The 12963-nt window shown below is 49.5% G+C and carries 9 protein-coding genes; 7 read left to right on the top strand and 2 right to left on the bottom strand.

Annotated elements, in window-relative coordinates:
* The first annotated feature begins 95 nt into the window (after window positions 1–95).
* From N7386_RS14625 to N7386_RS14595, 7 genes are all read left to right on the top strand, one after another.
* Window positions 96–3344, top strand: a complete 3249-nt coding sequence (locus N7386_RS14625; RefSeq protein ID WP_089067424.1) for an SNF2-related protein — start codon at window positions 96–98, stop codon at window positions 3342–3344.
* 85 nt (window positions 3345–3429) lie between these two features.
* Window positions 3430–4188, top strand: coding sequence for a phosphatase (locus N7386_RS14620; protein ID WP_089067425.1), 759 nt, complete (start codon window positions 3430–3432; stop codon window positions 4186–4188).
* A 16-nt stretch (window positions 4189–4204) separates the two neighbouring features.
* Window positions 4205–5320, top strand: coding sequence for an NAD(P)-dependent oxidoreductase (locus tag N7386_RS14615; protein WP_279769334.1), 1116 nt, complete (start codon window positions 4205–4207; stop codon window positions 5318–5320).
* Window positions 5321–5666: 346 nt separating this feature from the next.
* Entirely contained in the window at window positions 5667–6473 is an 807-nt protein-coding gene (cysQ, locus tag N7386_RS14610) for a 3'(2'),5'-bisphosphate nucleotidase CysQ (RefSeq protein WP_279769332.1), read from the top strand.
* 62 nt (window positions 6474–6535) lie between these two features.
* Window positions 6536–7456, top strand: a complete 921-nt coding sequence (gene mak, locus N7386_RS14605; protein WP_011623368.1) for a fructokinase — start codon at window positions 6536–6538, stop codon at window positions 7454–7456.
* 143 nt (window positions 7457–7599) lie between these two features.
* A complete protein-coding gene (locus N7386_RS14600; protein ID WP_279769330.1) occupies window positions 7600–8298 on the top strand; it encodes a YdcF family protein in 699 nt (232 codons plus the stop codon).
* A gap of 4 nt (window positions 8299–8302) precedes the next feature.
* The gene (locus N7386_RS14595) at window positions 8303–8998 is read left to right on the top strand and encodes a DUF2982 domain-containing protein (RefSeq protein ID WP_279769328.1); all 696 of its coding nucleotides are present in this window, start codon (window positions 8303–8305) and stop codon (window positions 8996–8998) included.
* Window positions 8999–9090: 92 nt separating this feature from the next.
* Here N7386_RS14595 and N7386_RS14590 read toward each other — a convergent pair whose 3' ends face one another.
* Together N7386_RS14590 and N7386_RS14585 are read right to left on the bottom strand one after the other, a co-directional pair.
* Window positions 9091–11379 carry an OmcA/MtrC family decaheme c-type cytochrome gene (locus N7386_RS14590; RefSeq protein ID WP_089067430.1) on the bottom strand — a complete coding sequence of 763 codons (2289 nt, stop codon included), beginning with the start codon at window positions 11377–11379 and terminating at the stop codon, window positions 9091–9093.
* A gap of 490 nt (window positions 11380–11869) precedes the next feature.
* The gene (locus N7386_RS14585) at window positions 11870–12874 is read right to left on the bottom strand and encodes a LysR family transcriptional regulator (RefSeq protein WP_279769325.1); all 1005 of its coding nucleotides are present in this window, start codon (window positions 12872–12874) and stop codon (window positions 11870–11872) included.
* Window positions 12875–12963: the final 89 nt, after the last annotated feature.

Raw genomic sequence — 12963 nt, 5'->3', positions numbered from 1 at the left:
GTTTCAATACAATTCTCCCTTACACGTTGATAAATGCCTTAGACAATCATGGTTTATTGTCCGTCGAGGTATTTTTGAGTTTCAAGGTTTTGCAGATGAATCGCTTGTCCCCCCAAGAGCCAATCCAATTGACTCAAACGGCTATTGAGTCCTTATTCACGCCGCCGACACTGATGCGCGCCCGTGATTATGTGATGCAGGGGAGGGTGTTAAGCGCGAAAGCCAATGCCGATTTTCGCCATATCGAAGGCACAGTCACGGGCACGGAAACCACGCCCTATCGTCAGGATATTCGTCTGGTCAGTGTCAATCATAAGCTAGTGATGAATGGCTTTTGTTCCTGCCCCGCCAGCGGCAACTGCAAGCATATGGCCGCGGTGCTCTACAGTCTGCTTACGGACAAAACCGTTGAAGATCAACGTATCGCCCAGTGGTTACACCTACTCGATGAAGCCGATGACCCCAATGTGAATGATGTCGAATCCCTCTACGATGACAGGGTGCTGTATATCCTTTCAAAGGACGATAACGGGGTGTTTATCGAGCTTAGGCGCGGCAAGCTTGGCAAGAAGGGCGGTTACAACAAGGGCACTAAGATTGCGCTCTCGGACGTGCAATATTATATGCCCGCTTGGATTGGCGCCGAGGATGTGCTGATCTTAAATCTTATCATGTCAACCAGACGCCACGGCGCATCGCGCCTGTATCTTAAGGCGCAGCTAGGGGCGGTAGCGATTGAGAAAATGCTCGCCACCGAACGCTGCTTCTGGGAGGAGAGCCGCCTCGCATTAACCGCGGGCGAGGCCATTACACCGCAATTTCTCTGGCAAGATATCGACAGCGAGCACAAGCAAATGCGCCTTGTATTACCCGAGCGGGATAACTGGGAACTCGTGCCGACAGAGCCGCCTTACTATATCGAGCTGGATTATTTTCATATTGGCGCTATCGATACCGACATTAGCGTCGATAAGCTGCGGCTACTTAGCCAAATGCCGCCTGTGCCGAGCACTCAGGTTGAACTGGTGAGCCATCGACTGATCAAGCATTTTTCGGCGCGTACTGTGCCGCCGCCAAGTGCGATCGATTTTGTCGAGCTAAGAGATCAGTTACAGCTTCGTTTGACGCTTAAGGTTGTCCCCGCAGGCACAATGCCACCTGGCAGCACTCAGTCAGCTGCAATGGGGACTGGTATTGCCCAGCCGTATCTGGCGCTGGAGTTTGTCTACGGGGATCTCATCTTAAGTGGCAATGCCGCTAAAGAAGCATTAACCCTAGTGACTCAAGGCGGCACCACCTATCAAATTAACCGCGCGCTTGAAGAAGAGCAGCAAGCCGTGTCCAAACTGCAAACCCTTGGCTTTAGCCGCTTCTCCTTGGAGGGCGCCGCAAATGGGGCTTCCCTCTGGAGCTTAGGTCACTTGCCCGATGCGATTCGGGAATGGCTAGCGTTTATCGATGAAGAAGTCCCAAGATTACAAACTCAAGGCATAGAGGTGCGATTTGCCCCAGAGTTTAGCCTTAAGGTGGTCGATACGCCGTTAACGGTTGAGCTGGATGACAGCCAAGAAGGCTGGTTCTCCCTGTCGTTGCATGCCGATATCAATGGCCAACGCTTGCCTATGTTGCCGCTGGTGGCCGCTTGGTTAAAACAACATGGCGAGCCCGCCGATGATGCCGAGTTATTGCTACCTAGTCCCTCTGGCGAATGGCTTAAAATTAAAGCCAGTGTTATCAAGCCATTAATGAGCATTATTCAAGAGTTGTTTGAGCAGCATCGCGGCCACAGTATCGCCTTACCTAAGTACCGTGCGCATTTACTCAATGAATTAGCCGAAAGCGAGATTAGTCTGCTCAATGGTGAAAGGGTGCGTCAGCTCGCGACAAAGTTAGCCGAATTTAATGGTGTGGTTGCGGTCAGCGCGCCGACAGGACTGAATGCACAGCTGCGGGCTTATCAGCAGCAGGGCCTAAATTGGCTTTGTTTTTTAAAGGAATACCAACTCGGTGGCATCTTAGCCGACGATATGGGGCTTGGGAAAACCATTCAAACCTTGGCATTTCTGTTAAAGCAGCAGGAGGCTAAATTAGCAGGGCAGCCAAAATTGCCGAGCCTGATTATTTGCCCAACCAGTTTAGTGGGGAACTGGGCGAAGGAGGCGGCCAAGTTTGCGCCATCGTTAACTTTGGCGGTGATCCATGGTGCCCAGCGTGGCCCGTTGTTATCGCGATTAAGCGAGTTTGATGTTGTCGTCACTACCTATCCCCTTATGGTGCGGGATTACGATTATTACCAAGCTCAGCCATTTGAACATATTGTACTCGATGAGGCGCAGCAGATTAAAAACGCACAAGCCAAAGTGAGCCAGCAAATTAAGGCGTTGCAAGCGCCATTTAGACTCTGCCTTACCGGCACGCCCCTTGAGAATCATTTAGGTGAACTCAAGTCATTGATGGATTTTTGTTTACCGGGACTCCTGGGTACAACGGCCTATTTCAATAAGGCGTTTCGCTATCGGATTGAGCGTTATGGCGATGGCGAGCAGGCGAAGGTGTTGAGTCAACGTATCGCCCCCTTTGTGTTAAGGCGAACCAAAGCCGAGGTGGTGACTGAGCTGCCGCCTAAAACCGAGATCCATCAAACCCTAGAGCTTGAGAAAGATCAGCGTAATCTATACGAAAGTATTCGCCTGAGTATGGAGAAAAAAATTCGAGAATTGTTTGCAAGCCAAGGCGTGGCGGGCAGCCATATCGAGTTTTTAGATGCCTTGCTCAAATTGCGCCAAGCCTGCTGCGATCCGCGATTAGTCAAACTCGAACAGGCGCAAAAGGTTAAGAATAATGCCAAGCTAAACTGGCTCAACCAAAACCTGCCAGAAATGGTGCAGGAAGGTCGCAAGATTTTAATCTTCAGCCAATTTACCAGTATGTTGCTGTTAATTGAGGAATTGCTGCAATCCCTCGACATCGACTACAGCAAACTGACGGGGCAAACTCGGCTGCGTCAGGGGCAAATTGATAAGTTCCAAGAAGGCGATACGCCAGTATTTTTAATCAGCTTAAAGGCGGGGGGCACTGGGCTTAATCTTACCGCGGCGGATACGGTTATCCACTACGATCCTTGGTGGAATCCGGCTGCAGAAAAGCAAGCGACGGACAGGGCGCACCGCATTGGCCAAGAAAATCCCGTGTTCGTCTACAAGCTGATTGCCGAAGGCACGGTGGAAGAGAAAATCCAAGAAATGCAGCAGCATAAGCAAGGTTTAGCGGATAGCATTCTCGAAGGAAAAGGCAAAGGCGCGTGGCAGGGCAGTGCCGATGAATTGCTCTCGCTATTCCACTAGCTGAGCCTAAGGGACGTTAACCGACTAATGGTTAGCGCATACAGATCACAATAGTCAGAACACTAGTACAATACAGAGGTGACCCATGCAGTACCCAGTCGATACCCATACTCATACCGTGGCATCTACCCATGCCTATAGCACTATCCACGATTATTTGGCGGTGGCGAAGCAAAAGGGGATCCGTCTGTTTGCCACTACCGACCATGGTCCGGCGATGGCGGATGCACCGCATTTTTGGCATTTTGTGAATTTACGTGTGCTCCCGCGTATGGTCGATGGCGTGGGAATTTTACGCGGCATCGAAGCCAATATTAAAAACCGCGAGGGTGAAATCGATTACTTTGGCGATTATTTGTCGCAGCTCGATATTGTGTTGGCAGGGTTCCATGAACCAGTATTTCCGCCTTCGGATAAGGCCACCCATACCGAGGCGATGATTAATGCCATTAAAAGCGGCAAGGTCGATATTATTACCCACCCGGGTAATCCTGCTTATCCCATTGATATTGAAGCTGTAGCCGCAGCTGCTGCCGAATATGGTGTGGCGCTTGAAATCAATAATTCCTCCTTTGAAGTCTCTCGCAAGGGCAGCGAAGCTAACTGTACCGCGATTGCCAAAGCGGCAAAAGAATTGGGGGCCACCTTAGTGATGGGGTCGGATTCCCATGTGGCTTTTAGTCTCGGCGGGTTTGACCGTGCCTTAAGTATTATTGAAGCGGTTGATTATCCGAAAGATAAGCTGCTCAACCGCTCGCCGATGGCGCTGCTTAACTTCTTAGTTCAGCGGGGGCATAAAAGCGTTGCCGATTTAGTGCCGCTGTTTAGCGACGATATCGCTTGAGGCGCCAGCGTTAAGAATGCAAAAGAATATAAAGGCGATGCATGCGCCTAATGGCGAGCCAGAATCGACAACAACAGTATTGTTAACTGGCGCTGATAGCCAACTCGCTAAGGCTCTATTACGAACGCTTGCCAAGGCGGCATATAGATTAGATGGCCGCGTCTTTCGTGTGCACGCGCTAAGCCATGCCCAGTTAGATATCGGTGATAAACAAAGTGTTGCCGCTGCCTTTGCCCGCTTTAACCCTGAGTGGGTGATCAACTGCGCCGCCTACAATGCGGTCGATAGGGCGGAAACGGCGGCCGATGAGGCTTATCGTGTCAATAGCCTAGGGCCAGAGTTATTGGCAAGCGAATGTGCGCTTACGGACGCGCGTTTGGTGCATCTCTCCAGCGATTATGTCTTTAGCGGCGAGCAAGCGGAGGTAGCTTCACAGGCATTAAATCAGTGCGGGATAACCCGCAGTGGCTTAATTGAAAGTGGCTTAATTGAAAGCGGCTTAACTGAAGGCGGGTTAACTGAAAACGCCACGCCTGCGCCCTTATCTGTCTACGGCCAGAGTAAACTCGCGGGGGAGCAAGCGGTGCTGCGTATTTTGGCTGAGCGCGCGGTGGTTATTCGCACCGCATGGCTCTACGGTGTCGATGGACATAATTTTGTGAAAACCATGCTGAGGTTGATGGCTGCTGCGCCAGATGCTCAGCCACTTACCGTGATAAACGACCAAATAGGTTCGCCAACATGGGCAGATGCGCTCGCACATCTTATTTGGCAGTTGATAGCGAGTCCGTTAAACGTCGGTTGCGGAACTGGATTATTCCATTATGCCGGGCAGGGGCAATGCAGTTGGTATGAATTTGCCCTCGAAATCCAGCGCCAAGCCTTGGCACTGAAGTTATTAGATAAAGCCGTGCCGATTAGCGCCATAGATAGCCTAAGTTATGCGGCAAAAGCGCTTGAGAAAGGCAATAAACTGGCACCAAGACCCAGTTACAGCGCGTTAAATAGCGGTAGAGTACGCCAGTGCTTAACTGGACAAAATATGGCATTAACCCTTTGCCCCGAGCTGTGGCGTGACTGGCGATGGCAGCTTAAGGCCATGCTTGAGGATTATGCCGCGCAAGTTCATTAAGCGTTATCTCTCATAATAAATGGTTGGAGATGAAGCTCTTAGTCTTGGTCTAAGGCAAGTGTTAGCTTCAAGTGGCTTCATCTTACTCCGCCGTTTTCTTTCTCCTCTTTGCAGTGTTTTCAAGGCTGTGAATACGAATGCAGCCTAGGCAATGACTCTTTTCAGCGTATTCGGCTTGGCTTAGACTCGACTTATTTAGCGTTTATGCCCGTGGCGTAAGCCTTGCGCCTGACAGAATTTGTCAGTGCCTTAGTCGATTTTGCTCGATGTATGATGAATTTGTTCTTAATTATCAATTGCTGCCAGTGGCATAATGCCGAAAAGCAAATCGAATACAGGTGGCTAAGTGACAGATAATACAGCGATGGCAGCGCATTTTTCGAAGGCCGATTTACTGCGGGTGGTAAAGATTGCCCATGCGGCAGGCGACGCCATCATGGCAATTTATGCCCAAGAGGATTTTGCCGTTACGCAAAAGCGTGATGAGAGCCCGGTGACGGCGGCTGATTTGGCGGCTCACAAAGTTATTTTAGCCCAGCTTACCGAGCAATTTGCGGGCATTCCCGTGATGTCGGAAGAGGCGGCTGATATTGCCTGGGATGAACGTCAACACTGGCAGACCTATTGGCTGATTGACCCTTTGGATGGCACTAAGGAATTTATTAAGCGAAATGGTGAGTTTACCGTCAATATTGCGCTTATCCATCAAGGTGTTGCTATTGCGGGTGTGGTTTATGCGCCCGTGCTCAATACTGTCTATTTTGGCGCCAAACACTTAGGCGCTTGGCGACAGGATGGGCAACAAGAGCTGGTGCTACAGGGCTGTAACCCGCCAAGAGAAGTGCCAATTGTTGTGGGCAGTCGTTCGCATCTAAGCCCTGATGTGGCGGAATATTTAAAGGATTTCGGTCAACACGAGATGTTAAGCGTGGGAAGCTCGCTGAAGTTTTGTATGTTGGCAGAGGGCAAGGCCGATCTCTATCCCAGATTAGGGCCTACGAGCGAATGGGATACGGCAGCCGCGCAGGCTGTGCTGGAAAGCGCAGGCGGCAAAGTTGTGTGTTATGACTCAGGTTTACCCTTAACCTACAATCAAAAACCTGACATATTAAACCCTTATTTTATTGCCACGGCGCCAGGCTGGGCAGAATAACGAATAATGCCAAGGGCGTCTGTACTGACGTCTTGGTCGAATAACAGTGGAGTAAGTCATTCATGATACGCATGGGCATCGATTTAGGTGGCACAAAAATAGAACTCGTCGCCTTAAGTGAGGAAGGTAATGAACTTTTTCGTAAGCGTATCAATACCCCTCGGGATTATCAGGGCACCCTGAATGCCATCGTCGATTTAGTGAATGAGGCCGAAGCGACCTTAGGTGAAAAGGGCACGGTTGGTGTGGGGATCCCGGGAGTCATTTCTCCCTATTCAGGATTAGTCAAAAATGCCAACTCGACCTGGATCAACGGTCATCCCCTCGATGTGAATTTAGGGGAACTGCTCGGCCGCGAAGTTCGGGTTGCTAACGATGCCAACTGTTTTGCGGTATCTGAGGCCGTCGATGGTGCTGCTGCGGGTAAATCCGTGGTGTTTGGGGTGATCATTGGCACGGGCTGCGGCGCGGGTGTGGCCATTAACGGCAAAGTCCACGCGGGCGGTAATGGCATTGGCGGTGAGTGGGGCCATAATCCGCTGCCTTGGATGACCAAGGAGGAGTTTAATACTACCCGTTGTTTCTGCGGTAATCCCGATTGTATCGAAACCTTTATTTCGGGCACTGGCTTTGTTCGCGATTATAACGAGGCCCTAAGCCGTGCGGTGAATGTCCAGGCTGCGCCCGCGAAATCCGGCACTGAGATCATGGCCTTAGTCGATGCGGGGGATGAAATGGCCATCGCGGCCTTTGATCGTTACATGGATAGACTCGCGCGCTCACTCGCCCATGTGATTAATATGCTCGACCCAGATGCGATTGTCCTCGGTGGTGGCATGTCTAATATTGAGGCGATTTATCCACGATTACCTGCATTATTAACTCGTTATGTTGTGGGAAGAGAGTGTCGAACGCCTGTCGTACAGAACCTTTATGGCTGCTCTTCGGGTGTGCGCGGCGCCGCTTGGTTATGGGAAAAATAACCCAGTAACATTATGTTTTCCCTCGTGACAACGCATCGCCTTGGCGATGCGTTTTGCTTTCTTTTGATGTTATGATTGCGCTCCTTTGAATAATTGGGCACTAACGCATGTTTTGGGTTAAGAAAGTTGTCTCTCAGGCAATAATGCCTATTCCATTTATCCTGTTGTTATTACTGCTATCTTTGTTGGTTTGGCGCAAACCTAGGTTAGCAAAGTGGGCGATTGGCGGTGCGTTTTCGCTGCTCTTAGTGCTCAGCAGTCAATTGAGTGTCGACTATCTCGTTAAACCGCTCGAGACTCAATATCCCATTAATTCCACGCCTATTGCGGGTACCTGTGTGGTCATGGTGTTGGGGTCAGCACACTCGGATATCCCAGGTGCTACTGCGGTACAATCTTTGTCTGCGGTCGCCTTAGCGCGGTTAACGGAAGGGCTAAGGCAACTCCAATTAGGTCAAGATTGCATTTTAGTGGTCAGTGGTTGGGAGGGTGAGCTAACGCAGCATCCCCATGCCGAAGTGATGGCCAAGGCGGCGGTTGAACTCGGCGTTGATGCGTCACGTATCGTTCAATTGCCTCTGCCGCGCGACACAATTGAAGAGGCGCACTATTTTAAAGAACACTTCGGTAATCAAGCTGTACGATTAGTGACCTCGGCTTCCCATATGCCAAGGTCGATGGCGATTTTTAGCGGTCAAGGATTAACGGCGAGCGCCGCACCGACGGATTTTAGAGCCAGAGACGGTTTCTACTGGCGCTTGACTGCGGATAACTTGCTCGCTTCGCAACGGGCGATACATGAATACATAGGCCGTTTATGGCTCTGGATTAAACAGGAATAAAAATATGACGCTAGAGTCCGATGTTGTCTCGGTTCGCCCGCTCTCAAAACGTAATGGTGTAACCTTAACGATTGTGGGCGCCAGTGCCTTTGTCTTAGGCTTTGGCCTATTTGTACTACTTCCTGAGCTATTTGCCGTGGGCTTAGTGTTTTTCAGCCTAGGTGCGATTGCGTTGATATTGGGCTTGGCGAAGGTCTATGAACCTGAGACCACCTTGAGCATGGATGAGCTGGGACTGATCTATTTTCATCGCCGCGGTAAAGTTGCAATAAACTGGAGCAACATTCAACGGGTAGATATTCCTCGAGTTACTCAGGGTGTTGATACTATTGAGCTTTCCTATATTGGCATTAAGCTCAAGCAGCTAAATCCGATCCTCGATAATATTTCATTGCGCCTTGCGGCGGGTTTATTGACTGAGCAGCGGCCGTTATTGGTGACTGCAGCCTCACAGCAGGAAGATTTGGCGACCTTAGAAACCTATCTTGGCGCCGAATTTAGCCCGCTCGTTATCGAGGGAGACCGTTACCGCGGCGTGTTGGCGATGTTTGGTCATCGCTGCGTGATGCTCAATACTCATCTTGGCTACCATCTCTATATTCCCCACGACAGTTTAGACCGTGACCCGAGAGAATTTATTAAGCTCTTAAGGCAACGTATCGCACAAAGTGCGACTCAAGTTGATGCCACAACTCATTAAAAGTACCGATAAAAAAGGGGCTCCGAAGGAGCCCCAATAAGTTGCAGAGAGGAAGTTCGGGTTGTGCAGGGGGCAACCCGGAGGTACTAGTACTAGTGTGCTACCTCTGCGTGTACCTTATCTATGCCATAGGTTTTACCTTCAGCATGGCAGGTCGCGCATGATTCTACTGGTAGGTTAGGATCAGTTACTGCATCCGCTTCTACAATCGCACCATTACTTCTAAAGTGAGCCACTGCTGCTGCATCTGAGTGAGCGTGACAGGTGCGGCAGGATTCAGCCACAGGGCTAATGTAGTTGCTGCCCACTTTGATAGAACGTTTGCCAGAAGTTAAGCCACCATCAGCTGCGAACAGCGTTGCACCATCTTTGTGACAGGCTGAACATGCGGTTTCAGGTGATGGATAACCTTCAAGTTCGCCAGCTGCATTGCGGAAGATGCCTTCGACAACACCAAAGTTACCACTGTGGAAACGGTGAGCCACGGTGAACAGATCTTTGTTGTTGAAGGTTACATCAGGGTTAACGACTAACTTACCATCTTCGCCTTTGTAGCCTGTTGCACCATGGCCAGAAGCGCCAGTGGTATCGTTGTGACAGTTCATACATTGATCGAAGGTGTAAACCCCGTGTCTGTAGCCTTTCGCATAGTCCAAGCTGCCATGACAAGCGTTACATTTTGCTTCTTCAACGGTAATCCGTGCTGGATCCTTCATACGAGCTACGGCTGGAGTGCCACCGCTTAAGTTGAAGAATTTAACCGCAGAAATGTTACCTACAGGGCTAGTTGGGCCATATTCAAGTCCGTCGGTATTACAGCTCACCGCTTTACCTGCTTTCGCACAGAAGTTGGCTTCAGAACCAACATAGATAGTGCCAGTTGCTTGTGCATCTGGAATATCTTTCACGAAGGTTAATACACCACCTGATAGGGTACCGTTTTCCAGTTTCAGACTGATGGCTGTAGGTTTAACATCGCGCCATGAGTACACAGTACCATCTGTAGCGACATTACCTAGCAGCAGACCGTTTGCCGCAAACATACCTGTTGGGTTGCTGGTGGCATTGTAGGTTTTTAGGCTAGTACCATCGGCAATAGGTGCGCCATTGAGTGTGACATTGGCTTTCAATGTCAGAGTTTGCATACCTAATGTTGCTGAAGTACCTAGCGTTGCACTGGTAAAGTCGACCGTCATTAATGGGCCGTATTCAGCACGTTTACCGACACTGTGAACCGCTTCTGGCGTTAAGCTACCGCTGCCATGGCAGGATTTACATTGAGTGTCATCGGCTTGAGCTAAACCAAATTCTGAGTGGTTTTCACCGGTTGCGAAGTTGACATTGATATGACAACCCACGCAAGCCTGAGCATAGATATTGGTGTTATAGCTTGGTGCACCATCGTGACAGGATTTGCATTCTTTCAAGTCTGATGGGAAACCAATTTCACCGAAGTATTCTTTCGCTTCGCCAGACAGGTAGTCTGCATTGTGTTCACCGGCATGGATACGGTGGATCATCGGCGCGAAATCGAATACCCAACCTTCTGCGAGTTGCGCATCGCTTGGGACTTGGTCTGGGTTATGGCAGGTTACGCAGTTTTTAACGTCTTGGTAGTTGTGGTGGGCTTCAATCTTAGCGATATGGCCGTCCACTTCACCGTGACAGTTTTTACATGCAGCGCTCGATACTGTGTCTTTGCCTGATGCGGCAAGCTCATCGGTGGCAGGGATAAAATCAACAGGTACCGAGAGCACTTTATCTGACAAGGCTACGCCAGCCGTGTTGACAATGTTGTAAGCGCGAACGAAGACTCTGTGCACCGCATTTGGATTATCGTTTGGATTGATGATGGGCGCAGCGCCATCATAGGTCCAAGTGGCAGTGTAAGTGCCTGGGTTTTCGGTATCTTCGGTTAAGGTACACGCATTCTTAGTGCCGTTTAGGCCATTGAGTGTACAAGTTAATGAGCTGCCCGCATTGTTTGCCATGGCATTGTTTTGCCACTGAATGGGAGCGCCTGTACCCGAGGTGTTTTCATTCGCCGTTAATGAATAAAGAGCAATTTTGTCGAGTCCCATAAAGGGCACATCTTTGCCAGAGCTTTTTCCGGTTAAGGTGAATTTGACACTAAAGCCTTCGCTGCTAGTGACTTTAATGTCTGCAGGGCTGAGGGTAAATTTCAGATCGGTTATAGATTCAGCGGTTTTAGCAAACGAGCCAGCGGGTAAACCAGGTGTGCCAGGCGTACCTGGCGTTCCAGGAGTACCTGGTGTGCCGGGGGCACCATCTTGCCCGTCTTTGCCGTCCCCGCAGGCGGTTAAACATAAGGCACTAGTGAGTGCTAGTGCCAGTAGAGATTTATTGTAGTTTTTCATCATCGCGTCCCTTTTTCTTTCTATAAGACTGCGTGTGCAGTGACTCTACTATAGGTCGATTCACCTACTTATAAAGTGGTATTTATAAGTTTGTATCCGATATGTGAACGATGATTTAACACAGCAAAACGGCAATTCTATATTGTGAAATTGAATATTTCTCAATTTAGAATTCGATGCTAAAAACATGAGCTGCGCAGCAAAATTTTGTTTTTATTTTGAGTGATTTAATCGGATTAATTTTCGATTAATTTTCACGGAGGAGACTGTTGAAACTTGTATGTATGGCTTTTTATGACTCTCGGTAAGAAGTACAAAAGAGTCAAGAACACCGCATTTTTCGAGCTGGGCGATTAGGGCATGTGGGGTAAAATCCGGCTCGAAATGCCGTTAGTTAACAGTCGATGCATTTGGTTAACATCGAATGGTTAACAGTAAAAAGCGTCCATGCTTTAGGGTGTTGGGTTCTATCTGAATTGCTATTTTGTAAGCGCTATTGAGCCGCGTGTGGGCTAGCAGCTTGTGGTGCCTGTGCGGTCAGTGCGGTTAATAATGAACTGACCACTAATTCACATTGATTTTGACTATAGCGCCTGTGGCTGCGGGGCTTTTCGATGAGAAAATACTGCGGCGGCATAAGAGTGTCATGCAGGCGCTGCTGCTCAGAAACGGGCAGCGGCGCCAACTTCAATCCAGGCATATGTTTGGCGGTATGCATATCGATACTCGAGCAGAAGGCGACGCTCTGCATGGTGAGTAAATGGGCGTACCATTCTTCCCGATCGATCACCCTTTCAATCGATGGCAACAGCAGCCCTTGGCGTTGGCAAAACAGTTCGAGTGGGTCAATTCGGCTATTGAATCCTTTAAGTTCGAGGCACAAAAAGGCATAGCGGCAGATTTGTTCTAAGCTGATTTCCAGTTGGCTTTCCCACAGGGGATGCTGCTTTGAGGCCACCACATAGACATTGGAAATACAGCCTAAGCGGGAGACGCTGAGCTCCTTAGTGTCGGTCTGCTCTATGGTGATGCCAAAGTCTAATTCTCCTGCGTGGATTAACTCAGGACTGTTTTCCTGCCATTTATGTAACCTAACTTGGCCTAGTTCACTTATCGCCTCGGGTGTACTGAGCTGCGGCGCTAAAAAGCTTAATAATCCATTACTTGCGGCGATATGTAGCGGCCGCTCAACATGATTAGCCGCATTTTGAATTTGTAGTGCCGATTGCTCTAGGTAGTACACCGAATCAGTAAATTGGCAAATGGCGACATACAAACTTTCGGCGAGGGGCGTCGGTTTCAAGCCCTGTTGACGGCGATAAAACAGCTCATCGTTAAAGGTGAGACGAAGCGCATTCAGGCAGCGGCTAATTTTAGGCGCCGACACATTGAGCGCCTTGGCGGCACTATTTGCGTGTCCGTTATAAAAAATGCTTTTAAATACCAATAAGGTGAAGACATCCAGTTCGCAGATTTGTTTTAGTAATGGGTTGCTCATTTGGTCTCGCCTTGTATGAGTCTTAGTCTGCAATGGCCCTGTGCTCCTATTCGCAAGACACATGGGGACACTTTGTTAAGCGGCAGAAA

Origin of the sequence: Shewanella sp. GD04112 (assembly GCF_029835735.1) — a bacterium.
Classification (GTDB): Bacteria; Pseudomonadota; Gammaproteobacteria; order Enterobacterales; family Shewanellaceae; genus Shewanella.
Note: the sequence above shows the minus strand (reverse complement) of the source record. Positions and strands in the feature narration are given on the sequence as shown.

Coding starts and splice junctions, on each gene's coding strand:
- mak (WP_011623368.1), top strand. CDS start 6,536: ATGATACGCATGGGCATCGATTTAGGTGGCACAAAAATAGAACTCGTC.
- N7386_RS14615 (WP_279769334.1), top strand. CDS start 4,205: ATGCAAAAGAATATAAAGGCGATGCATGCGCCTAATGGCGAGCCAGAA.
- N7386_RS14590 (WP_089067430.1), bottom strand. CDS start 11,379: ATGATGAAAAACTACAATAAATCTCTACTGGCACTAGCACTCACTAGT.
- N7386_RS14595 (WP_279769328.1), top strand. CDS start 8,303: ATGACGCTAGAGTCCGATGTTGTCTCGGTTCGCCCGCTCTCAAAACGT.
- N7386_RS14620 (WP_089067425.1), top strand. CDS start 3,430: ATGCAGTACCCAGTCGATACCCATACTCATACCGTGGCATCTACCCAT.
- N7386_RS14625 (WP_089067424.1), top strand. CDS start 96: ATGAATCGCTTGTCCCCCCAAGAGCCAATCCAATTGACTCAAACGGCT.
- N7386_RS14585 (WP_279769325.1), bottom strand. CDS start 12,874: ATGAGCAACCCATTACTAAAACAAATCTGCGAACTGGATGTCTTCACC.
- N7386_RS14600 (WP_279769330.1), top strand. CDS start 7,600: ATGCCTATTCCATTTATCCTGTTGTTATTACTGCTATCTTTGTTGGTT.